The 21,494-nt window shown below is 52.9% G+C and carries 19 protein-coding genes and 3 tRNA genes; 11 read left to right on the top strand and 11 right to left on the bottom strand.

Features of this window, described 5'->3' with window-relative positions:
* Positions 1 to 49 precede the first annotated feature (49 nt).
* The 3 genes from amrB to amrS are packed head-to-tail and all read left to right on the top strand — an operon-like array spanning position 50 to position 2,534.
* Positions 50 to 898 carry an AmmeMemoRadiSam system protein B gene (gene amrB / locus BQ5456_RS04755; protein ID WP_071128992.1) on the top strand — a complete coding sequence of 283 codons (849 nt, stop codon included), beginning with the start codon at positions 50 to 52 and terminating at the stop codon, positions 896 to 898.
* Complete coding sequence (amrA, locus tag BQ5456_RS04750; protein ID WP_071128991.1) at positions 895 to 1,449, top strand: AmmeMemoRadiSam system protein A; 555 nt, start codon at positions 895 to 897, stop codon at positions 1,447 to 1,449. The genes amrB and amrA overlap by 4 nt, the downstream gene beginning before the upstream one ends.
* Positions 1,449 to 2,534 carry an AmmeMemoRadiSam system radical SAM enzyme gene (gene amrS, locus BQ5456_RS04745; RefSeq protein WP_205407854.1) on the top strand — a complete coding sequence of 362 codons (1,086 nt, stop codon included), beginning with the start codon at positions 1,449 to 1,451 and terminating at the stop codon, positions 2,532 to 2,534. Before amrA ends, amrS begins: the two co-directional genes overlap by 1 nt.
* Before the next feature lie 152 nt (positions 2,535 to 2,686).
* On the opposite strand, the gene BQ5456_RS04740 is transcribed toward amrS, so the two are convergent.
* Complete coding sequence (locus tag BQ5456_RS04740) at positions 2,687 to 3,403, bottom strand: YPYG domain-containing protein (RefSeq protein ID WP_071128990.1); 717 nt, start codon at positions 3,401 to 3,403, stop codon at positions 2,687 to 2,689.
* Between the two features lie 338 nt (positions 3,404 to 3,741).
* Here BQ5456_RS04740 and BQ5456_RS04735 point away from each other — a divergent pair, with 338 nt between their 5' ends.
* On the top strand, positions 3,742 to 4,992 hold the full coding sequence (locus BQ5456_RS04735; RefSeq protein WP_071128989.1) for an ATP-binding protein: 1,251 nt from the start codon (positions 3,742 to 3,744) through the stop codon (positions 4,990 to 4,992).
* Between the two features lie 11 nt (positions 4,993 to 5,003).
* On the opposite strand, the gene BQ5456_RS04730 is transcribed toward BQ5456_RS04735, so the two are convergent.
* Genes BQ5456_RS04730 through BQ5456_RS04720 form a run of 3 tightly spaced genes read right to left on the bottom strand, consistent with a single transcriptional unit; the run spans position 5,004 to position 7,747 of the window.
* A complete protein-coding gene (locus tag BQ5456_RS04730) occupies positions 5,004 to 5,849 on the bottom strand; it encodes an amino acid ABC transporter ATP-binding protein (RefSeq protein WP_071128988.1) in 846 nt (281 codons plus the stop codon).
* The gene (locus BQ5456_RS04725) at positions 5,846 to 6,802 is read right to left on the bottom strand and encodes an amino acid ABC transporter permease (protein ID WP_071128987.1); all 957 of its coding nucleotides are present in this window, start codon (positions 6,800 to 6,802) and stop codon (positions 5,846 to 5,848) included. The genes BQ5456_RS04730 and BQ5456_RS04725 overlap by 4 nt, the downstream gene beginning before the upstream one ends.
* Before the next feature lie 24 nt (positions 6,803 to 6,826).
* Positions 6,827 to 7,747 carry an ABC transporter substrate-binding protein gene (locus BQ5456_RS04720; RefSeq protein WP_071128986.1) on the bottom strand — a complete coding sequence of 307 codons (921 nt, stop codon included), beginning with the start codon at positions 7,745 to 7,747 and terminating at the stop codon, positions 6,827 to 6,829.
* A gap of 196 nt (positions 7,748 to 7,943) precedes the next feature.
* Between BQ5456_RS04720 and BQ5456_RS04715 the strand changes: the two genes are divergently transcribed.
* The 5 genes from BQ5456_RS04715 (at position 7,944) to rpmG (ending at position 10,930) form a co-directional block, all read left to right on the top strand.
* Entirely contained in the window at positions 7,944 to 10,241 is a 2,298-nt protein-coding gene (locus tag BQ5456_RS04715; RefSeq protein ID WP_071128985.1) for a hypothetical protein, read from the top strand.
* A gap of 96 nt (positions 10,242 to 10,337) precedes the next feature.
* Positions 10,338 to 10,419, top strand: a tRNA-Tyr gene (locus tag BQ5456_RS04710).
* 95 nt (positions 10,420 to 10,514) lie between these two features.
* Positions 10,515 to 10,590: transfer RNA gene (locus BQ5456_RS04705), tRNA-Thr, on the top strand.
* Positions 10,591 to 10,616: 26 nt separating this feature from the next.
* Positions 10,617 to 10,690 (top strand) — tRNA-Met (locus BQ5456_RS04700).
* 69 nt (positions 10,691 to 10,759) lie between these two features.
* Positions 10,760 to 10,930, top strand: a complete 171-nt coding sequence (rpmG, locus tag BQ5456_RS10105; protein ID WP_083378363.1) for a 50S ribosomal protein L33 — start codon at positions 10,760 to 10,762, stop codon at positions 10,928 to 10,930.
* A gap of 243 nt (positions 10,931 to 11,173) precedes the next feature.
* Here the strand turns inward: rpmG and BQ5456_RS04695 are convergent, their stop codons facing one another.
* The 3 genes from BQ5456_RS04695 to BQ5456_RS04685 all read right to left on the bottom strand — a co-directional run bounded on the left by BQ5456_RS04695 (position 11,174) and on the right by BQ5456_RS04685 (position 13,641).
* Positions 11,174 to 12,037: a sugar phosphate isomerase/epimerase family protein gene (locus BQ5456_RS04695; protein WP_071128984.1), complete on the bottom strand. Its 864-nt coding sequence runs from the start codon at positions 12,035 to 12,037 to the stop codon at positions 11,174 to 11,176.
* 146 nt (positions 12,038 to 12,183) lie between these two features.
* The gene (gene iolG, locus BQ5456_RS04690) at positions 12,184 to 13,176 is read right to left on the bottom strand and encodes an inositol 2-dehydrogenase (RefSeq protein ID WP_071128983.1); all 993 of its coding nucleotides are present in this window, start codon (positions 13,174 to 13,176) and stop codon (positions 12,184 to 12,186) included.
* Between the two features lie 195 nt (positions 13,177 to 13,371).
* Positions 13,372 to 13,641 (bottom strand): cell division protein CrgA, encoded by a 270-nt coding sequence (locus tag BQ5456_RS04685; protein WP_071128982.1) that lies wholly within the window; start codon positions 13,639 to 13,641, stop codon positions 13,372 to 13,374.
* 153 nt (positions 13,642 to 13,794) lie between these two features.
* Between BQ5456_RS04685 and BQ5456_RS04680 the strand changes: the two genes are divergently transcribed.
* On the top strand, positions 13,795 to 14,547 hold the full coding sequence (locus tag BQ5456_RS04680; protein WP_071128981.1) for a class E sortase: 753 nt from the start codon (positions 13,795 to 13,797) through the stop codon (positions 14,545 to 14,547).
* Positions 14,535 to 14,723, top strand: a complete 189-nt coding sequence (locus BQ5456_RS04675; RefSeq protein ID WP_071128980.1) for a hypothetical protein — start codon at positions 14,535 to 14,537, stop codon at positions 14,721 to 14,723. The genes BQ5456_RS04680 and BQ5456_RS04675 overlap by 13 nt, the downstream gene beginning before the upstream one ends.
* A gap of 15 nt (positions 14,724 to 14,738) precedes the next feature.
* Here the strand turns inward: BQ5456_RS04675 and pknB are convergent, their stop codons facing one another.
* From pknB to BQ5456_RS04655, 4 genes are read right to left on the bottom strand one after another with little or no spacing between them, the layout of a single operon-like run.
* Complete coding sequence (gene pknB, locus BQ5456_RS04670; RefSeq protein WP_071128979.1) at positions 14,739 to 16,538, bottom strand: Stk1 family PASTA domain-containing Ser/Thr kinase; 1,800 nt, start codon at positions 16,536 to 16,538, stop codon at positions 14,739 to 14,741.
* Positions 16,514 to 18,427 carry a serine/threonine-protein kinase gene (locus BQ5456_RS04665; RefSeq protein ID WP_071128978.1) on the bottom strand — a complete coding sequence of 638 codons (1,914 nt, stop codon included), beginning with the start codon at positions 18,425 to 18,427 and terminating at the stop codon, positions 16,514 to 16,516. Before BQ5456_RS04665 ends, pknB begins: the two co-directional genes overlap by 25 nt.
* On the bottom strand, positions 18,420 to 19,892 hold the full coding sequence (locus tag BQ5456_RS04660; protein WP_071128977.1) for a peptidoglycan D,D-transpeptidase FtsI family protein: 1,473 nt from the start codon (positions 19,890 to 19,892) through the stop codon (positions 18,420 to 18,422). The genes BQ5456_RS04665 and BQ5456_RS04660 overlap by 8 nt, the downstream gene beginning before the upstream one ends.
* Complete coding sequence (locus BQ5456_RS04655) at positions 19,876 to 21,456, bottom strand: FtsW/RodA/SpoVE family cell cycle protein (RefSeq protein ID WP_071128976.1); 1,581 nt, start codon at positions 21,454 to 21,456, stop codon at positions 19,876 to 19,878. The genes BQ5456_RS04660 and BQ5456_RS04655 overlap by 17 nt, the downstream gene beginning before the upstream one ends.
* Positions 21,457 to 21,494: the final 38 nt, after the last annotated feature.

Below are 21,494 nucleotides of genomic sequence, written 5' to 3'. Positions count from 1 at the left end.
TGATTACCAGCTAAAATAGGGGTTATCTACCTGCGATGAGGGAGGGGCTATGGGTGAGAATCCGCGGCGGGAACCGGCGGTGGCTGGAATGTTTTATCCGCAGGAAGCGGCAGAGATTAAAACCGAGGCACGAAAGCTCAATGAAGCTGCTGGGAAATACTTGCAGGTACGCCCGAATCTGCCACCCGATGATCCCCAAGTAAGTGGGCAGGTCAAGGCAATTGTGGCACCTCATGCCGGGTGGGTATTTTCAGGAATGCTAGCTGCCGCTGCCTGGCGTAGGGCGGCTTTAGGGCGCAAAGTGACCAAACGGATACTGCTACTGGGACCCACTCATCGGGTAGCAATCCGCGGAGTGGCTTTGCCCGGCTGTGACCAGTTCGGAACGCCAGCGGGAATGCTGGCGGTACCCACTCAAAAGGTGCTGGCGCAAACCCAGGATTTACCGCTGACAGTAACTATAGATCCCCTTACTCACCGGGACGAACATGCTCTGGAAGTGCAGGTTCCGCTGATAATCGAGAACTTTGGTGAGGACGTGCAGCTGATTCCGCTAAACGTGGGGGAGGCGGCCCCCACGGCGGTAGCGGAAATCATCGATGCCCTTGCCGATGAACAAACCCTGATAGCAGTCAGCTCTGATCTGTCCCACTATCACCCATACAATCAGGCAGAACGCATAGATGAGGCAACCATTGCGCAGATACAAAACCTGGAACTGCCGCTCACTTCGGAACAAGCCTGCGGGGTGCGCCCGCTAAATGGGCTGCTAGAGCTATGCAGGCAGCGCGGGGTCTATCCGCGCCTAATCGGAAACTACAACTCGAGCGACACCCCCTATGCGGGCAGTGATCGGGTAGTGGGGTACGCCGCCTTCGAGGTAAGGAGCGGCTCATGACAGTGCCTGCAGATGCCGGAAAGATATTATTGCCCCTGGCGCGCGAGGCGATCCAGACCGCGCTATTAGAGCAGGCAGATCCGGTAATTCCCGATGCACCCTCCTGGTTGCAGGAGGAGGGAGCCAGTTTTGTTACCCTCACCGAAAATACGAATCTGCGAGGCTGTATCGGCAGCCTGGAAGAATACCGTCCCCTGGGGCGGGACGTGATAGCAAACGCGCGCGCCGCTGCTTTCCAAGACCCCCGTTTTCCCGCGGTGAACCGGGCGGAGCTGCCTGCTATCCAGATTGAAGTTTCGGTATTGAGCCCCCGGGTAACCCTGCAGGCAACCACTGAGGCAGAAGTAATTTCCCAGCTAAAACCCCAGGTGAGTGGGGTAGTGCTTAATGCTGGGTATGCCCGCGCTACCTTCCTTCCCCAGGTGTGGGAGCAACTTCCTGACCCTAAAGAATTCCTGGCGCACCTGAAAATGAAAGCAGGGCTACCTCCTTCCTGGTGGGATCCGGGCGCGCAGGTGCAGACCTATACGGTTACCGCCTGGAGTGAATGATGTGCCGCACGAAAATAGCGGAAGAAACCGACCTTCCGGGAAAGTGGTTTCACCCGCTCGGTGACGGCAGAATCCAATGCGACCTCTGTCCGCGTAACTGTCGCTTACGGGAGGGGCAAAAAGGATACTGTTTCGTGCGGGAGCGTCGCGGGGAACGGATTGTGCTCGCCACCTGGGGCAGGTCGAGCGGATTTTGCATAGACCCGATAGAAAAGAAACCGCTAAACCACTTTTATCCCGGAACACCCGTGCTTTCCTTCGGCACCGCCGGGTGCAACCTAGGCTGTAAGTTCTGTCAAAACCACGAAATCTCGGCGGCACGGCAATGGGATCGCCTGGCGCAATCCGCCACCCCGACGCAAATCGCGGCAGCCGCGCAAGAAATGTCGGTACAGGCAGTGGCCTTTACCTACAACGATCCGGTTATTTACGCGGAGTATGCAATCGATACTGCCCGCGCCTGCCGCGCCCTAGGAATCCACCCCATTGCGGTAACCGCCGGTTATATTTCCCCCGAGGCTCGAGGCGAATTCTTTTCCGTCATGGACGCCGCAAATATCGATCTAAAAGGTTTTAACGAGGACTTTTACTGGCATTTAACCGGTGCGCACCTGACCAACATCCTGGACAATATTGCCTGGGTGGTGAATAACACCTCCACCTGGGTGGAGCTGACTACGCTGGTTATTCCCGGCTATAACGATGATAGGGCGCAGCTGCAGGCAGAATGCGAATGGATAGCGCGCGAGCTAGGCACGGAGGTTCCCCTGCATTTCACGGCTTTCCACCCCGACCACAAGATGTTAGAGACTCCACCTACGCCCTTGCAGACGCTGCGCACTGCCCGTGAGATTGCCCTCGAGGCCGGGTTAAAGCACGTCTACCTGGGTAACGTACATGACTCGCAGGCCGACACCACCTATTGTGCTGGTTGCGGCAAGGTGCTGATTAGCCGCGACTGGTATCAGTTGCGCGAGTATTACCTGGTGGCAGGTAAATGTCCCGATTGTGGGAAAGAGCTAGCCGGACATTTTGATTCCCGCCCTGGTACCTGGGGATCACGCTCCTGCCCAGTGCGACTATAGCGCTGCGCGGAGTGAACAATTTTGCACCAAAACCACCAGTCAAACGGCGCCAAAACCACCAGAATGGAATATAGACGCTGGTAATGGGGCTTTTTGAATCTGTAATTTTCTACTCTAAATTTACCCAACCAAGTAGTTTCGTAGCTAAACTTTTAGTAAACCGCGACCATATCTACCTGCGGGTTATCACGGTTACCAGATACGGTGCATTCCACGTTAATGGTGCCTCCGTTTACGCTACCCTCTAGCTTAACCTCAAAATTCTCGCCAACTTTTTCCGAACGTAGAACCCCAGCTATACTATGAATTTTTACTTTTGATGAAGGGTACTTGATGCGTAAAGCGTTTTCCCATGCTTTCCCGCAGGCTTGATTAGCTGCAATTGAGTCCAGACCAGTGGAGTTAGTGGTGGCCTTTCTTTCCTCTTCTAGCTTTTGGTTTTCGGCTTTCTCCGCGTCCTGTTTTTTAGCCCGTTCAGCTTTTTTCTCATCTTGTTTTGCTTTTTCTTCTTTCTGCTGTTCCTTTTCAATCCGTTCATGGGACACAGTTAGTTCGATCTCTGTGGCTGGTTTTGCTTTTTCTCCTGCCTTAGGGGACTGCGAAACCACATCCCAATTATTTTTAGCTATAACGATTTTGCCATCTTCAGATTTTATTTTTATGTTGGTAAAACCTGCATCTCTAAGAGTTTCTTCGGCTTGGGCTGCAGTTTTTCCCACTACGTTAGGAACCGCCTCGGCAGGAGTTAATGCGTTGACTATTAGTCCCAAAATAACTAGGGCGCCAATAACGATTGCCGCAATTCCCCACCAGCGTTTATACCAAGGTTTTTTGTTATTCTTATCTTTTTTTTGAATATTTTCAGACACAGAGAACACTCCTAAGTTAGATTTTGATGCCACTGCAAGCCGGGGGGGGGGGAATAAAGGCAAGCATAAACTTTAAAAACATAAAAATTATCCGTCACTGAAGAAGCAGAAATATTTAATTGCGACAGCTCATTAAGTTGAAACCCATGGGCTAAAAAAGGTTAGGCTTTGACGCCCACCTTCTCACTATCTGAGAAAAATTCACATTTGTGTTTATCTACAAAGTTGGAAAGATTGCCAAAACCACCAGTGAAACGGCGCCAAAACCACCAGTCAAAATACGCCAAAACCACCAGTGAAACGGCGCCAAAACCACCAGTGTGAGCTATACTTGCAGGATGCAGTACTTTCAAAGACTTAGCGACCAACAGCTCCAGAGGGCGCTGGAATCAAGCGGAGCAGTCTTAATAGAAGGGCCAAAGTGGTGCGGAAAAACTACCAGCGCGGTTCATCACGCTGCCAGCGCCCTCTATATGGCTAATCCTCGTAATCTGGAACAGAATTTGGTAGCGGCAGATCTCGACCCCAACGCTCTTTTAGAGGGGGAAACGCCACGCCTTTTGGACGAATGGCAGGTAGCTCCGCGGCTTTGGGACGCGGTTCGTTTTGCGGTTGATGAAAGGCAAGCGGTTGGTCAATTCATATTGACGGGTTCGTCCACCCCGGTTGAGCGGTCTAAAATGCTGCATTCTGGGATTGGGCGAATCGCGCGGATGCGAATGCGCACTATGAGTCTGTTCGAATCAGAGTGCCCCCAAGAGTACGTCTCTATAAGTGACTTGTTCGCGGAAAAGAAAATTCCGGTTCTTAAAAATGACTATTCGTTAGCGCAGGTGAGCGAGTTGCTATGCCGGGGTGGGTGGCCAGGGGCGGCGACTCGTGCCGGAATGGATAGCAGGCAGGCTATAAATTACCTGGATGCTTTAATAGAAGAAGAAATTCCTCTCAACAGCGGAAATGAACGTAATCCTGACAAGATGCGGGCTTTCTTGCGCAGCTACGCCCGGCATAGTGCCACCTCAGCCACGCTGATTAACATCGCAAAAGATACCGATATTAGCGAAACTACAGCTCGGGAATATCTGAACGCATTACAACAGTTGTTTGTGATTGAAGAGCTACCAGCTTGGAACCCTAATCTCAGGTCAAAAGCTGCGATTAGAACTACTGCGGTTAGGCATTTTGTAGATCCATCGCTAGCGGCAGCGGCTATGGGGGCGGGCAGCGGAGTACTGCTGCGTGACCTGCGCACCCTGGGATTACTGTTTGAAACCATGTGCATTCGGGATTTACGCGCCTTCGCCAGTGCACTAGATGCAAGGCTGTATCATTTCCGAGATAAAAGCGGAAATGAATGCGATGCAGTTATGGTGCAACGCGATGGACGGTATGGGTTGATAGAAATAAAACTGGGAGGGGAAGGTTTAGTTAACCAAGGAGCTGATTCTCTAAATAAACTTTCCGGTCTTATCGATACCACGAAAATGCCAGCCCCCAGTTTCCGCCTAGTGTTAACTGCCAGCGGCAGCTATTCCCTGGTGCGTCCAGACGGGGTTCATGTGGTTCCCCTGCCTCTGCTGGGATTGTGAGGGCGGGAAACCTAAAGCACCTTAGAGAAGAAATCTTGGGTGCGGGGGTTTTGTGGATGGTTAATTACCTGGTCAGGGGTACCCTGCTCCAAGATTTTACCTTCGTCCATAAACACTACGTGGTCAGCAACTTCTCGGGCGAAACCAATCTCGTGGGTTACCACAATCATGGTCATCCCTCCGCGTGCCAGATCCTGCATGACTGAGAGGACTTCCCCTACCAATTCGGGATCCAGGGCGGAAGTAGGCTCGTCAAACAACATCAGCTCGGGCTCCATGGCGAGGGCGCGGGCGATAGCCACCCGCTGCTGCTGCCCGCCCGAAAGCTGCGCCGGGTAATGGTCAGCGCGCTCTGCCAGCCCGACCCGCTCAAGCAGCTCCAAAGCCTTAGTGCGTGCCTCCTCTTTGTGAACCCCTTTCACCTGTATAGGCGCTTCCATCACGTTTTCCAGCGCGGTCTTATGGGGGAAGAGGTTGAAACGCTGAAACACCATACCCACTTGAGAACGCTGGCGCGCGATTTCCTGATCGGTTAAGCGGCGCAGCACTGTTCCCTGCTCGGTAAGCGAACCGCGGCGGCGATCCAAATACGCGCGTACCGGATTTTTCGAGGGCGCGTCCTCTTTCATTCCCAACAGTTCTCCGTTGAGGTAAACGCGTCCTCCAGAAACCTGTTCCAACTCGTTTACGCAGCGCAGCAGGGTAGATTTCCCGGAGCCCGACGGTCCTAGCAGTACGCAAACTTCACCGGTAGCTACCTGCAAACTTACGTCCCGCAGCACGTGGAGATCCCCGAAAAACTTGTGGACGTGCTGCAGATCCACCATTAGGGGTTGATTTTCTGGTTGTGAGGTCATGGGGTGTACTCCAAGAAAGGATCGTCTTTGGTGGTGCCAGATTCGGCCATCGCGCGCATCTTCCGAGAACCGGCGGGTTTCTTATCCCCACCGGTGCGTTCATCAAAACCACGACCGAAGTAGCTTTCAATATGGCTTTGAATCACCATCAAAATCGAAGTAATCGTCAAATACCAAATCGCTGCCACCAGCAATAACGGAATCGGCAGGAATAGGCGCTGCCCGATGGTTTGGGTGGCGAAAGTAATCTCCAAAGTAAACGGCACTGCCAAGACCAGGGAAGTGGTTTTCAGCATGGAAATGGTTTCGTTGCCGGTAGGCGGAATGATTACCCTCATGGCTTGGGGCAGAATAATCCGCCGCAGAATCTGACTGCGCCGCATGCCTAAGGCGCGAGCGGCTTCTTCTTGCCCGGAATCTACTGCGTTTAGACCGGAACGCACGATTTCTGCCAGATATGCGCCCTCGTTAAGCCCCAACCCTAAAATCGCTGCTACCGCTGGGCTAATCACCGTGTTGGTGTCAAAAGTAAGCAGTTCCGGACCGAACGGCACTCCCAGCGAGAGGGTGGAATAAAGGGTGGGCAACATCCCCCAAAATAGCAGCTGAGTGTAGATAGGAGTTCCCCTAAAGAACCAGATATAGGTCCAGGAAACCCCTTTCATAATCGGGTTAGGGGACTGGCGCATAATCGCCATAGTCACCGCCAGGATTACCCCGATAAGCATGGAAACTACCGTCAAAATCAATGTCCACATAATCCCGCGTAACACTGTGGGGTGGAAGAGGTATATGGCTACCTGATCCCAACGGAACTTTTCATTGGCGACCAGGCCATGCACCAGCATGGCGGCCAGAACCAGCACTACAACCGCGCTAACCAGGCGGCCCGGCGAAAACACCGGGCGCGGCCTGGTCAGCGCGGCGCCATCTTTAATTTTTTGGCTATTCATATTCAAAGGTTATGTCCTGGGAGGCTACTCTGAAACTTTCGGGTTAATCTCGGCTTTGTCGAGGACGAAGTTATCGGAACCGTAGAGGGCGAAAATCTTCTTCAAAGTTCCGTCATCCATCAATTTTTGCAGGGCGGCCTGTACCGCTTTCGCCAGCTGTTCGTTATCTTTGTTAACGACCACGCCATGCTTGGCGGTTTCAAAAGCGTTACCGATAAGTTCCAGTTCCCCGCCGCTCATTTTGACTGCGTATCCCACCACCGGGGAATCTGCTAGCACCGCATCGTACTGCCCGCCGGTAACTTTGGGGACAATCTCGGTCTGCATTTTGTGTTCTTTCACGGTGATGGCAGGCTTGCCGTCCGTCTCGCACTGTTTAGAAAGCTCTTTAATGGTGTCCTGCTGGGCGGTTCCGGTCTGTACCCCCACGGTCTTTCCGCAGGGATTCTTAGGATCGAACTTCTTGGGGTTGCCTTTAGCTACTCCGTAAGAGAAGCCCAGTTCCGCATAAGAAACCATCTGGGTCTCGGCTTCCCGCTCCTTGGTGATGCTGAACCCGGAAACCCCGATGTCGTATTTGGTTCCGATTTGGGGAATCAAAGAATCAAACTCGCCATGAGTGGTGGTGCCGTCTTTTAACCCCATAACTTTGGCAATGGCTTTGACCATATCTACGTCATAGCCGGTAGGGGTCTTGTTGTCGGATTTCATATATTCGGCAGGGGCATAGTCCACCGATGCCCCGTTCTTAAGCACTCCTGCCTTCTTGATTTCTGCCGGCACCAGTTTTTCGACCGCAGGATCGGCTTTAATAGTTGATACGTCAAAGCCTTTTTCACCCGGATCGGCTGCCGGATCCGCGGCAGATCCGCTGCCAGAGCTGCAGGCCGCTAAGCCCAGGGAGGTGAGGGAAATGGCGGCGAGTACCGCAAGTTTGCGTTTCATGATATCTCCAATCACTAGGTATGTAGAAAGTATGCAACGTTACGAATAATTATGCAAAATCTGGAAGGGGGTCTGTGGTGGTTATCTCTTTTGCTCCCCCTGTCGTCCTCGGGATCCCTTTTGGGAAAAAGCTATTTTTTTACGGCGAGGACGCGCACTCGCGCCTTAGGAAACAAAAGACCGATATGCTAGGGACGTGAACAAACGCTGCTCCCGCAGGTCGCGGCGCGCTATCGTCCTCTTGGTGTTTACCTTCGTGATAGCGCTACTTTTCCCCCCGCACGCTCAGGCGCGCGCGCACCCCCGGGTGCTGGTACTGGTTACTTCCGGGCTTTCCTGGTCAGACGTTAATCCTCAAGAAAAGACGGGCAGAGAGTTTCTAGAGGCTTTAGGGCCGGCAAGTCTCGCTAATTTAACTCGCCACAACGCCGCAAAAACTACCTGCCCCCTGGATGGTTATCTCACCTTATCGACCGGAATGCGGGTGACTGCCACCCAGGGACGAGCCAGTGGGCATTGTCCGGATATTCCCGACGTTTCCAGCAGCAAAGTTGCCGCCAGCTTCCTAAAATCATGGAGACAAGATGCCTCTCGGCAAAACGAACAAGCCCTTCCGGGAACCTTAGGGCAAAGTCTGGAGGAAAGCGGCACGAAGGTGCGAGCTGTCGGTGAAGGGGCAGCGATCGCCGCTATGGACAGCGCCGGGAAGATTGCTAAATATAGTCCGTTATCAGACACTTCTCGGCTTACTTCGCAGGTGAATGCGGCGCTAGCAGACAGTGACGTGACCATCGTAGATGTAGGTGCGGTCAGTTCCAGTCCAGAGATTAAAGTTTCACCCACCTCTTTAAACGCCACCCCTGCCGATGGCTTACCCCAGGTAGATAGGACGAGTAAACCGCGCAGTGACCAGGTATTAAAGGCGCTCACCGCTGCCCTGCGCGGAGCGGGAGACAAGGATTTGATATTCGGTCTAGACGTGGCAGACCATTCCGCCACCCCCCATCTAGGGATGGCTTTTTTGCGGGAACCCGGCGCCAAGACCGGGATTTTACGTTCGTCTTCTACCCGCCAACTGGGGTTACTGGCCACCGTGGACTTCACCAGACAAATCCTGGATGTCAGTGGTGCTAACGGTCCGGACTACCTGGTAGGAGGAAGTCTTTCCCCCGAACGGGACTACGGATTAACGGGTAATCTCGATTGGCTTCGCAATCAGTCCTTGCGTGCCGATCAGGCTACTATCGTCCAGGCGCGTTTCATCGTCCTAACCGGGATTATCCTGCTGCTGTCTACTGCGCTTTTGCTGTTCCTATTGCGGCGCAAAAAGTTGCGTAGTTCCTCCCGTACCCGGGGATTACTGGCAGGAATTTGTTTAAGTGCCAGCCTATTAGGGCCAGCAAGCACCTTGGCCGCCTATACGCCCACCAAAATGTTGGGGGGAGCAAAGGGAAACTTCACCGCTAACGCCCTGAAAATGTCTGCACCCCTCCTCACCACCCAATTCCTGCTGCTAGTGCTGCTAATCGCCGGAGTGTTTTCCGCTCTCTGCTTTGCCGGGGGGAAGCTGATTGCCCGGAAATGGACTTACCTGCGCTACTCGGCGCCGATATTGGTTGCTGCCACCTTGGTGCTGGCGTGGATTTTGGTGAGCCTACTAAGCGGATCCCCAGATCAAATCTCCGCCATGTTTTCCTCTGCCGCCACGGCTGCTACCCGTTTTTACGGGCTGAACAACAACAAGTATTCTTTCTTATTTTCCGCCCTCCTGGCTCTCGAATGCCTGATTTTTGCGCCCTTAGTAGCGCGATTTCCCGAGCGGCGACGCCGCTACTTTGCCTACGGTTTCCTGCTTCTAGCGGTAGCGGTAATCCTGGATGGTTTCCCCTGGTTGGGGGCAGATGTCGGCGGCCCGCTGGCGATGATCCTGGGAGTGGGCATCACCTTGAACTGGGTTCTCGGTAAAAAAGTAGGAATCGGGAAAGTAGTGGCTCTGGTAGCGGCTGCTCTGTTGCCCTCAAGCGTTTTTGTGCTGGTGGACAAGATGGCAAGTCCTACTTCTCGCACCCACTTTGGACGTTTCATTTCCGAAGTACGAGGCGGAGGCGGCGGAATTATTGTTGCCCGTAAAGCGCAGGCGATGATTAACAGTTTTGGGGGTCCGATAGGGTTCGCAGTGGTAATGATCTTGGTCTTGGTGGTCATAGCCTTCAAAGTAATAAGTAACAGGCCCGGATATTCCGCCAAACAGCGAAATTTCTTAGGTATTTCTGCCCGTCAGTCGCTAAATCCCATCCCGGGAGCTTATCGCTTTGCGCAAGGGGTTATATTAACTTCCTTGCTTGCAGCCTTAACCAACGATTCGGGGGCATTGATTTTAGTGTGTTCGGGTTTATTTACCCTGCCAGCTATCAACGCGATGCTGATTTTAAGTGCCGGTGCCGAGGAAGCAAAGTCGGCGTTAACTCCCGAAAAAATAGGGTTTAAAGGTTGAGGATACAAAAATTCGGTGAAGTGGGTAACTTTCCTTGCTAGGGTTTTTGTATGCTGAACGCGGTTTGATAGTCTTTTGTGGTGCCTGAGTGTACAAGGCGGGTTACCCAAGCGGCCAAAGGGATCTGACTGTAAATCAGCCGGCGTAGCCTTCGGGGGTTCGAATCCCTCACCCGCCACGTTGCTAAGTCTTCGGACTTGGTGGCAAAGTGGAAGACTGCTAGATGGCAGGGCGGTTTGCTAATCGCTTAGTCAAGTAAGTTTATTCACTGTTGCCCCGATAGCTCAGTAGGCAGAGCGTCTCCATGGTAAGGAGAAGGTCCAGGGTTCAAATCCCTGTCGGGGCTCCAGGGTTTGTTTTCGCAGATCCTCAAGCGGCGGGGTAGCTCAGTTGGTGAGAGCGCACGACTCATAATCGTGAGGTCGCGGGTTCGAACCCCGCCCTCGCTACTTTTCAATTTAGATTGAAATAGGAAATGCCGCTGATCGGGCGGCCCGAGACATAGAGGTAAATAAAGAATGGCCAGCAAGTCGTCCGACGTCCGCCCAAAGATCACCTTGGCGTGCAGCGAGTGCAAAGAGCGTAACTACATCACCAAGAAGAATCGCCGGAATAACCCGGATCGCTTGGAACTGAAGAAGTATTGCCCGCGTTGCCGCAAGTCCACGTTGCATAAGGAAACCCGCTAAGTTCGCGGCGCGGTAGCTGTTTGTGGCTATCGGCTTCTTCTGGAAGCTCTCGACTGTGCTTTATGCACTGGAAGAACCGAATCCGTTGCCATTAGCGAGTACCGTCTGAGAGAAAAAATAGAACAGACTTAAGCCTTAACGATAAAAACACAGGCTTGAAATTAATAAATGGTTGGGGGTTGCAACTTAAGTTGCAACCCCCAACCATTGCTTTTAACTTGTAGCTAACTAGCTACTCCTTGACTAGCCAGCCAGTTTTTGCAGTGCCTTTAGGGACTTTTCTGCGTTAACTTTCGGGCCGCCACCAGCCGGGGGCTCCTCGTCAATCATGATGTCCTGTTCCAACACGTAATAGCCATCGAAACCGGCCTTATCCAGTTCCGCCACAATAGTGCCGAAGTCAATATCGCCCTCGCCGATAGGAGCAAACATACCGGCTTTAACGCCCTGAGACCAGGTAATCTCACCCGGAAGCAGCTTGTCGGTCATTTCCTTGTGTACATCCTTGGCGTGCACGATTACGGTGCGACCGGGGTATTCCTTGACGATTGCTTCCGGATCGCAGCCGCCACAGACCATGTGACCGGTGTCCAAGCACAGTGCCACCTTGGATTCGTCAAGCATCTTGCGGATCTCGCAGTCATTTTGAATCATGGTTCCCCAGTGGGGGTGTACGCAGGCTTTTACTCCCGCCTCGGCGCAAACATCGGTGATTTTGTCCAGGTTACCGAACAGAGTCTTCCAACCTTCGTCATCCAATACCGGGCGGTCATCATAGCCATCACGACCAGAATCGGCTGCCAAGATCAGGTATTCCCCGCCAGCAACCTTGAATGCTTCTAGCTCTTTCTTCACTGCCGGGATGGGGTCGACTTCCGGATCATGCATAATTGCCAGGAAGAAAGCTCCTACCGGCTTGAGATCATATTTGCTTACCTCTTCGGCGCGCGCGGCAGCCTCAATCGGCAGCCAGCCCTGAGGTCCGAATTCGGTGGCGGTTAAACCAATTTCCTTCATTTCGGTCAGCACCCGCTGCGGGGTCATCTGATATCCCCAGCCCGGTACCTCACATACGCCCCAAGAAATAGGAGCTCCCGCAATCTTCATATTTTCCTCCATTATTGATTAACAGGTTGAACGTCTTTTACGTGACCTGTTGCTTTAGTTGTTTTTTACTGCTTGTTGTATTGATATCCCAGTAGATACTAACGCTCTCCTTGCCCACAGATGACGTAGAAAGCGGTGTCTGAAATCTATTCGCCGACTTTAACTGGGCGCTGCTCGCGGGCCGACTTTTCTGCCGCCTCTGCCAGCAGTAACGCCTGGGCGCCATCCTCGATAGAGGGGCTAGGCTTGCCGCCCTCTTTAACGATTGCAATGAACTGGTTGAGCTCAGCTGCGTAGGCATCGGCGTAGCGAGTCAAGAAGAAGTCCAGATAGGGTTCACGGGAAAGCGAATAGCTATCCTTGGACAGCGAAACCGTGGTGGGGCGCATGTTATCGGCATTAAGCTGTCCCTCGTGTCCGGTTACTTCCAGGCGCTGGTCATAGCCGGTAGCGCAGTGGCGATTATTAATAATCGTGGCTACCGCACCCGACTTAGCGGTCAGTACAATCACCGCGGCGTCATAGTCGTTGCAAGCGGCAATCTCTGGATCCAGATTCTGAGGAATGGTGGTTACGGTTTCAATATCGCCCAACAGGAAGCGTGCCATATCGAAATCGTGGATGGTCATGTCTTTGAAGATTCCCCCGGAGACCTTGATGTAGTCGGCAGGCGGGGCGGCCGGGTCACGCGAAATAATGGTTACCTGCTCAATTTTACCGATCTCGCCCTTATCCATAAGCTCTTTTACCCGCGCAAAAGAAGGGTCAAAGCGGCGGTTGAATCCCATCATCACCGTGGGATCTAGCCCCTTGAGCGCCTCACGCAGTTCTTCAACTTTCGCGGTTTCCATGGCTACCGGCTTTTCGCAAAGCGCGGCTTTACCGGATTTAGCGGCAGCGATGATATGCGGAACGTGCAGCGGTGTCGGGGAACCAATGATTACCGCATCGATGTCCGGGTTGTCCCAAATTTCCTTCTCGTCTGTTACTCCCCGTCCGCCGTATTCCTTTGCTAGGGCGTCAGCGACATCCTGGCGAATATCAAAAACCACTTCTAGAGAAGCATCTGGGTTGGCGGCTAGGGTTTTAGCGTGAACATGCCCGATTCGTCCGGCTCCCAGTAATCCAAATTTCAACATAAAACAACTCTGTTCTCTGCAGGGGAGTAACAAGCTCCCGTTCCTTTGTCCTTACATTATTAACAATAGAGGAACGAGCCCGGAATGTAAACACTTAACCCGAAATGTTTCGGTAACGCCGGTTACTATTAGTCTCGGTATAAAGAGGGTGCGCGCCCTCAAAAAAGCAAGAAAATGCTGGAAAAGCCGGTGACGTTACTTCCAGCGCAGAAGCATTAAGAAGCCACCGAAGGCCACACCGAGACCTAAAGCCAAATTCCAGTTACCGGCACTGGGGATAGGGTAGCCACCAGAAGAAATATAGTAAACCACGACTAGAACCAGCCCAATCAGCATTAGTGCCACTGAAAGGGGTGCCCACCAGCTGGGAGATGGCTTCATATCGGCAGCCCATGACTTATTTAACTCTTCGGGCTGCTGGGAGCGGTGAGGCTTAGCGCCCTTGCGCTTACGAGACTCCGGCACGAGGACCTCCAAAGGTGCGATTGTATTAGCTAGACCCATTCTAGTGGGAATAGCGCTACAGACCTAGTTAAGTCTGTCTTACGGTTAATTTAAGTCTAGGATAAAAGCAGGGAAAAATGCCCGGTGATCCAGACAAACGAACCTCGGAAGAATATGAGTAGAAAAACCCAGCAAGTGCGGCCAGATAAAACAAAACGCCGTAGCCGTTTTGACCCCATCGCGGCGTTCGGGGAACTGCTGATTATTGTGGGACTAATATTCGGATTATTCGCTTTTTGGGATGTGTTTGTCACAGACTGGCAGGTGGCTAACTATAATCATGAAGCCTTGAGCTCATTCCAGAAAAATACTAAGAGTTGTCCCAACCGTATTTCCCAGGACGAGCGTAAAAGCGCTCCTCCCAGTATCGGAATAAAACAAGAAAATGAGACCCTGGGAGCGCTGCATGTCCCAAAATGGAACTATATGGTGATTCCAGTTAAAGAAGGCACCACCCAATTGATTTTGAATACCGGGGCTGCCGGACACTACGAAACCACCGCATTACCAGGACAAATTGGGAATTTCTCGGTGGCTGCTCACCGCAGATCCTTCGGATCTAACTTCCGGCGTATTGACGTGTTGAAACCCGGGGACACTGTGGTGATGGAAACTGCAGATGAATGGCTGGTCTATAAAGTCAGGAATCATAAAATTGTGCGACCGACCCAATCGGACGTGATTTTACCGGTTCCAGAAAAGCCAGGGGAGCAGCCCACCGAACGGCTAATGACCATGACCACCTGTAATCCCGAATATGGGAACTGGGAACGCTATATTGTGCACCTGGAATTTGACCATTGGGTGCCTCGAAAGAGCGGTATCCCCAAGGAACTGGCAGAAGGAGGCAACGCATGTGCGGGCTAATCTGGGATTTACTTCCCGGCCCCAAGTGGCTGAAATTCCTGCAGGTAGTACTGATAATTGTCCTAATTATTATGGCTTGTTTTTGGTGGCTATTCCCCTGGATCTCGCAGACTCTGGATCTCACTGGAACTACTGTAGACAGTTCCTTGGGATATAGCTGGGGCGGCGACCTCTAAAATCTTACCCTGGGTTTAGGGGTTTGGTTCAGCCGGTTCCTCGGAACTGTTATTTGCCGGTTGCGAGGGTGCGCTTGACTGCTGCGGTGGGGTCTTCGCTACCTTAACTGTTACCGAAGTACCGTTTTTCACCCTGCCGGAAGGCTCTACCGAAATAATCTGTCCATTGGGCGCCTGACTGGTTTCCTGGGTAACCGTATTGGTCTGCAAACCCAAACCTGCCAGATATCTTAATCCCTCCTGTTGGCTCTTACCCACTACCTGAGCAGAATCAATAGAAACGTAGCCAGAGGAAAGCACCAAAATGACTTCATCATCTTTGTTGGCGGAACTGCCTGCTTCCGGGGTAGTGCGGATTACCCGCTCGGCTGCCGTCTTGGCATCGTCCTCGTATTTGACGGATCCCACTCGCAAACCTGCATCTTCCAGAGTCTTTCGAGCAGCATCCTGGGTCTGCCCCGACACATCAGGTACGGTAATTTCGGCAGCTCCCGAAGATAAATGAATAGTTACCGTAGATCCGGGATCAACCTCAGTTCCCGGGTCAGGGTCGGTTTTAGCCACTTTCCCTTTGTCTACCTCATCGGAGGCAACAGCAGGTCCCTGTTCCATGGTTAATCCCAGATCCTCTAGGGTGCGTTGCGCTTCAATTGCGCTCATCCCGATAATCTCTTTCGGAATGGTCACCTGCTCTGGTTCTTGGTTCTTACCGGAGGCAATCAGCCACCACACCGCAGCTATCAGCGCGGCAGCAACTATTATCCCGATAACTACTGCCCAATTTATTTTCTTCCGCTTCTTTTTACGGGCAGCTTCTTCGTCCTCTTCTTCCTGTTCAGGGTCTTCTTCTAATACCTGTGACCATTGGGCAGGAGGATAGGAAGCCTGGGGTTGCATAAAACCTTCAGTTGGGGTGCTAACTGGCAACGGAGGCAACATCGGGGCAGAAATTTCGGCGCCCGCTGCCGCCCTGACCATATCTGAACGCATAGAGGCAGCATCCTGATAGCGTTCTTCTGGCAGTTTAGCCAAGGACTTCATCACCATTCGATCAAGTTCGGGACTGATATCGGACGCAATTGAAGAGGGAAGTGGGGGCATTTCCGCTACATGTTGATAAGCAACAGAAACTGCGGAATCACCTTTAAAAGGGGCCCTGCCGGTCAGCAGTTCAAAAAGCATACAACCGCAAGAATAAAGATCCGAGCGGGTGTCAACGGTTTCCCCCCGTGCCTGTTCCGGAGACAGGTATTGCGCGGTGCCTACCACGGCATCCGTGCTGGTCATGGTTTGACCAGAATCTTCTAAAGCGCGGGCAATCCCGAAATCCATCACCTTGATCTTGCCGGTGTTGGTAATCATCACGTTGCCGGGTTTAATGTCGCGGTGTACTAACCCGCGTTTGTGGGAATATTCCAGGGCGTTAAGCACCCCGGTCATAATTTCTACTGCTTCGTTGATGGGAACCGGTTGACCATCGGTCAGCAATTGATGGACTGTATGCCCCTCTACCAGCTCCATTACTATATAGGGGACGTGTACTTCGGTGCCCTCCGGGGTAGTGACTACCTGTTCGCCAGTGTCGTAGACCTGGACGATATTCTCGTGATTCAAGGAAGCAGATGCCAGGGCTTCGCGCCGGAAGCGGGTTAAGAACACCGAATCTTTTGCCAGGTCAATACGTAGCATCTTGATGGCGACAACCCGAGAAAGCAAGGTATCATAAGCCTGATGTACCTCGGCCATCCCGCCCCTGCCGATTAGGGAACGAATCTCGTAGCGGCCTCCGCCTATGCGGTATGGAGAATCTGCCATGTGTCTTCCTTTTGTTCCGAAACTATCTTTATCATAGCTGTTTGATTGGGGTGTGCCGGGGACTTAGCGGCTGAAAAGAGTAAGCCAGCTCCCAGGCTTAGGGCGGTTACCAGAATCCATAACAATAAAGTAACCAAAACTAGGGGTAACACCGAACGCTGATTTCGCCGTCCGTGCCGGGCGCGGGAAACATCTTGGCTCCACCATTTTCGGCTGAAGGGGACTACCTTTTCGTAGGGACGCCGCAGCCGCGCTACCTCGGCGTCTAGGGGGTCTGCTTGATGCAAACCAATTTGAGATTCCAGCCGGCGACTCCAAGAAACTAAAGGCGCAGCTAGCGAAGAGGAGGTCTTGTCAGTTTCGAGAGCGTTGGGCGTGGCGTAACGAGGAGGAGCTGGGGCTTTCCGCCAGTTAAAAACTTGGGGCAAGGCTCGCAGCCTTTTCATTTGGGAACGCGGACGAGAAGCGGAAACCGGGGGAATCATCTCGGCAAATTCGCGGGGACGTTCCCGTTGGCGCAGGCGCTGAGCCCACGCGCCCTCCGGAAGAGGAATCGAGTTAGGGAGCACTTGGGGAGCGGGAACGGTGCCTCCGGAAAGATATAGCATTCGTGACCCGTCTTCTTCTTTCGGCCACGAAGCAGCAAAGGGAGGCTGCCAGCTGGAGGCGGGGGAAGTAGCAGAGGCAGGGGTAGTTTCGGCAGGCAGAGGTGAGGAGGAGGCGGGGGAAGAGGGTGCTTGTTCAGTAACTTTTTCAACGGCAGTGGAGTCTTGATTTGCCTGCTCGAGCTCGGCTAGTTCCTCTAAATCTTCTGAGAGAGTTTCTAAATCAGCAGCTGGCGCGGAAAGCGCTCCAGTTTCACTGGGGCTAAGTTCTGCCTCTTCCACAGGTGGAGACAGCTCCGGTGCCTGCTGGGCACCGGGCTGTTCCGGTTCCTTATGACCTGGATGAGAAAGAGCAAACTGTACTTCCTCCAGACGCTGCATCAAATCATCTGCGCTGGACAGGCGATTTTGCGGTTCCTTTTCCAAAAGCTGCATTACTAATTCGCACAGCTCAGTCGGAACTGACTCCGGTAGCGCCGGAACTGGTTTGTTAACGTGGGCAAAAGCGATGTCTACCGGTTTTTCCCCACCAAAGGGTCGCTTTCCAACTAGAGCTTCATAGGCGATAATCCCCAATGCATAAAGGTCACCCGCTGGCGTAGCTGGCTGTCCCATAGCTTGTTCGGGGGGCAGATATTGGGCAGTACCCATTACCATTCCCACCTGGGTTAAATTGGCTTGCCCAGGTGCTTTGGAAATCCCGAAATCGGTAAGTTTTACTTCTCCAGTAGGGGTAACCATTATGTTTCCGGGTTTTATATCTCGGTGCACAATCCCAGCGCTATGAACTGCGCTGAGGGCATCCGCGGTTTGGTACAACACCGAAAGTAGAAAATCACTGTCTAAGGTGCGTTCCCGGTCAAGGATTTCGGTTAGGGAAACCCCATCAACCAGTTCCATACTGATCCACCCCAGCCCGCCATCCTCGCCGGAAGCGTGAACTGCCGCCAAGTTAGGGTGATGCACCCTAGAAGCGTTGTAGGCTTCAATCCGCAGGCGGGAGAGGAAAAGTTTCTTTCCTGCCAGCTCTGGACGCAGAATTTTTAGCGCCAGTCTTTCCCCGGTTTTTTCATCTAGGGACTGCCAAACTTCTCCCATACCGCCAATGGCTAGGCGAGAAAGTAGTAGGTAGCGACCGGAAATCTTCATTCCCACCTTCAAAGCGGCTATCGCTTTTTGGGCGCTGGTTGCTTGCTGGGTAGAAGCGGTGACTGGATCCAGGGGGGTGGACATTTCTGCTTTGCGCCCGTGTGGCGGAACAGGTAAAACGCGGCTATCAGTCATGGTTCATCGCCGCCTGGATAATAGTTTTGGCAATCGGTCCGCTAACTGGGCCACCGTGGGGAGTCGGATTAGCAGAATCGCCCTCAACTACCACCGCAAATGCTAGGGGATAGTCGGGAATATCTGCCCAACCCACATACCAGGCATCGGTTTTGCCGGAAGCAATCTCGGCAGTTCCGGTCTTGGCGCCCATTTCCACCCCGGAAACACTGCCAGCCTTGCCGGTGCCTTCCGTTACCGTTTGGATCATCATTTCGCGTAGCTGCTGGGATACCTCTTTGGAAATAGGCCTGCCCAAAGTACCGCCGGAGCGGTAGTTGCGGGTTTCTTTGCCATCTGGTCCCAGCTCGGACGCCACCAAGAAGGGACGTACTTGAGTGCCTTGATTCGCTACCGCTCCAGCTACCGTTGCCATCATTAATGGAGAAGTCCGCACCTCATATTGCCCGATTGCGCTCATCATGGTAGAGGCTAGGCCGGGGTCAGCAGTGGGAAAATAAGGTTTTTGCACCGGTAGAGGTACATTCAAAGCAGTTTTTGGGTTGAAACCAAAATCTTCAGCTTGTTGCTTTAAAGCTTCATATCCTAAATCATGAGCAATGGTAGCGAAGGGCGTATTGCATGAAAGCGCAAAGGCGTAACTAAAAGTTGGGCTACCGTTTCCGCAATTGGTGGACTCAACATTAGAAATCCTGGCATTTGAACCGGGTAAAGGTACCGATACCGGGGCGTCAACCTCACCCTCGGGGGAGCGAATTCCCTGTTCAAGGGCAGCGGCAGCGGTAATAATTTTGAAGGAGGATCCAGGAGGGTATTCTCCGCGCAGTGCTCGATCTAGCATTGGCTGTGCCGGATCTGAGTTCAGTGCTTTTTGCGTCTTTTGTGACTCTTCCTCGCTGCCGCTAGCTAGGGTATTGGGGTCAAAACGGGGGGTAGTGACCGCCGCCAGGATTGCGCCCGTCTGGTAATTGATTGCGACGGCGGCGCCCTTGCGGTTCCCCAGCGCTTGCGCGGCGGCCTGTTGAATCTTGGGGTTAATAGTTAGGCGTACCCCTCCGCCCTTCTGGTTTTCTCCCGCCGCGTACTTAAGTATTTGGGATAATGCCTGGCTAGAGGCTTCCCCCATAAGAACTGAGTTCTGTAGCCGCTCGAGCCCGGTGGCATTGCCTCCCGGGGAAAGATAACCGGTCAGGTTAGAGTAAAGCGGTGCCTGATCAGAGTAAACCCGGTGGTAGCGCTTGCGATAGCCGGTAGAGTCTTGCGTAGGCTCTGAAGCCGCAATCGCGTTTTCGCCCACCATAATAGGGCCGCGTTCAATATATTTGGAGCGGTAAAAGGCGCGAGAGTTTCGTCCATCCGCGTTGAGGGAATCCGCGCCTAAGAACTGGATATAGGTACACGCCACCATCAGCGATAAAAACATTACGAAAACTACGAAGAAAAGTCGTTTAATCTGCGGATTCATGGCGTTCACCTCCAAAAGGTTGTTGGAGGTGGGGGGAGGCATTGGGGGCGGGCTTAGCTGGGCGGCGCCGCGCAGATCTGGGCGCCCAGGTAGCAGGCTGGGGGGCTTTGCGAGGAGGGGACGCGGTAGCTTCCGCAACTGCTGGGGAGGTGGAGGCTGCGGGCTTGTTAGCGGGTCGTTTGTCGTGTTGGCGCGCAATCACCGCTTCTAGTTCGGCGGTATCAATAACTCCGCTTTCGGTAGTTACCGGCTTGCGTGCTTCATTGGAAATTCGCAGTAATAAAGCCAGAATCACCCAGTTGGCTACTAGGGATGAACCACCTGCTGCCACGAACGGCAGGGTGAGACCGGTAGAAGGAATAACTCTAGTCACCCCTCCTACCACTACAAACACTTGGAATCCGATAGTGAAGGCAAATCCGGTTGCCAGTAATTTACCGAAACTATCGCGCACTATTAGAGCGGTGCGCAGCCCTCGTTCCACAAAAATTAGGTAAAGAGTGAGGATAGCGAGCGAGCCGGTTAGCCCCAGTTCTTCCCCTAGAGAAGCGAAAATAAAATCAGAGTTGGCAAAAGGAGTGAGCGAAGGGGACCCTTGCGCCCACCCAGTCCCCAGGATTCCCCCATCGGACATTCCGAAAAGCCCAGAAACTAGCTGTCCGGAACCACCGATGGTTCGGGAATAGATTTCGGGGTCGAGGGCGTGAAGCCAAACATCGATTCGCGCCTGCACGTGTGAAAACATTCGGGCAGCCAAGACTACTGCCGGTGCGAAAAGGATCGCCCCAATCAGCAGCCAAGAGGTTTGGTTAGTGGCCACATATAGCATCGCCACGAACAATCCGAAGATTAGTAGGGAAGTTCCCAGATCCCTTTCGAACACCAAAATCAAGATTGAGGCTGCCCACACCACTACCAGCGGCCCGAGATCCCGCAATCGCGGCAAGCGCATTCCCAGCAGGGATTTCCCGCCTTGGATTAGAGCATCGCGGCGGGTAGTTAAATATCCGGCGAAGAAAATCGCCAGACAAATTTTGGCGACCTCGGAAGGCTGGAAGGAAAACCCGATATAAATCCAGATACGGGCACCATTAATGGTGCGCCCAATCACCGGTGCTAGCGGTAATAAAAGTAGCGCTATCGCCAGCAGCATCGAAAGGTAGGTATAGTTACGCAGTTTGCGATAGTCACGCACTACCGCCAAGGTAACTACCATTAAAATCACGCCTAGCAGAGTAAAGGCAGCCTGCTTAAAGCCTACGTATAGCTGGGAATCGGGCCCATACGCCAAGTCAAGGCGGTAAATCATCACTAGACCAATCCCGTTAAGCATCAAAACTGCAGGTAGCAGTACTGGGTCGGCGTAGGGTGCTAAGAAACGAACTGCCAGGTGGGTGGCGAGAGCGAAGGCGGCCAGGATGCAAATATGCAGCACAAAGGAGGTAGGAAGAGCGCCGGTACGGTTGACATTAATAGAAAAATATCCGGCAAAACAGGCAGTTAAAGCTACTGCTATCAGAAGTAGTTCTGCCAATCGACCAGTGGGATGTTTAATCTTTACCAAAAGCGCTTACCCTCCTTTCCTTTACCGGAACCGCATTG

The sequence above is a fragment of the Varibaculum massiliense genome (assembly GCF_900106855.1).
In the GTDB taxonomy this organism is placed as follows: domain Bacteria; phylum Actinomycetota; class Actinomycetes; order Actinomycetales; family Actinomycetaceae; genus Varibaculum; species Varibaculum massiliense.
This window is presented reverse-complemented; position numbering and strand designations above follow the sequence as displayed.

Bases quoted from the DNA above. Each gene is read 5' to 3' on its own strand.
- amrB (WP_071128992.1), top strand. From the start codon at position 50: ATGGGTGAGAATCCGCGGCGGGAACCGGCGGTGGCTGGAATGTTTTAT.
- amrA (WP_071128991.1), top strand. From the start codon at position 895: ATGACAGTGCCTGCAGATGCCGGAAAGATATTATTGCCCCTGGCGCGC.
- amrS (WP_205407854.1), top strand. From the start codon at position 1,449: ATGTGCCGCACGAAAATAGCGGAAGAAACCGACCTTCCGGGAAAGTGG.
- BQ5456_RS04735 (WP_071128989.1), top strand. From the start codon at position 3,742: ATGCAGTACTTTCAAAGACTTAGCGACCAACAGCTCCAGAGGGCGCTG.
- BQ5456_RS04730 (WP_071128988.1), bottom strand. From the start codon at position 5,849: ATGACCTCACAACCAGAAAATCAACCCCTAATGGTGGATCTGCAGCAC.
- BQ5456_RS04725 (WP_071128987.1), bottom strand. From the start codon at position 6,802: ATGAATAGCCAAAAAATTAAAGATGGCGCCGCGCTGACCAGGCCGCGC.
- BQ5456_RS04720 (WP_071128986.1), bottom strand. From the start codon at position 7,747: ATGAAACGCAAACTTGCGGTACTCGCCGCCATTTCCCTCACCTCCCTG.
- rpmG (WP_083378363.1), top strand. From the start codon at position 10,760: ATGGCCAGCAAGTCGTCCGACGTCCGCCCAAAGATCACCTTGGCGTGC.
- BQ5456_RS04695 (WP_071128984.1), bottom strand. From the start codon at position 12,037: ATGAAGATTGCGGGAGCTCCTATTTCTTGGGGCGTATGTGAGGTACCG.
- iolG (WP_071128983.1), bottom strand. From the start codon at position 13,176: ATGTTGAAATTTGGATTACTGGGAGCCGGACGAATCGGGCATGTTCAC.
- BQ5456_RS04680 (WP_071128981.1), top strand. From the start codon at position 13,795: ATGAGTAGAAAAACCCAGCAAGTGCGGCCAGATAAAACAAAACGCCGT.
- BQ5456_RS04675 (WP_071128980.1), top strand. From the start codon at position 14,535: ATGTGCGGGCTAATCTGGGATTTACTTCCCGGCCCCAAGTGGCTGAAA.
- pknB (WP_071128979.1), bottom strand. From the start codon at position 16,538: ATGGCAGATTCTCCATACCGCATAGGCGGAGGCCGCTACGAGATTCGT.
- BQ5456_RS04665 (WP_071128978.1), bottom strand. From the start codon at position 18,427: ATGACTGATAGCCGCGTTTTACCTGTTCCGCCACACGGGCGCAAAGCA.
- BQ5456_RS04660 (WP_071128977.1), bottom strand. From the start codon at position 19,892: ATGAATCCGCAGATTAAACGACTTTTCTTCGTAGTTTTCGTAATGTTT.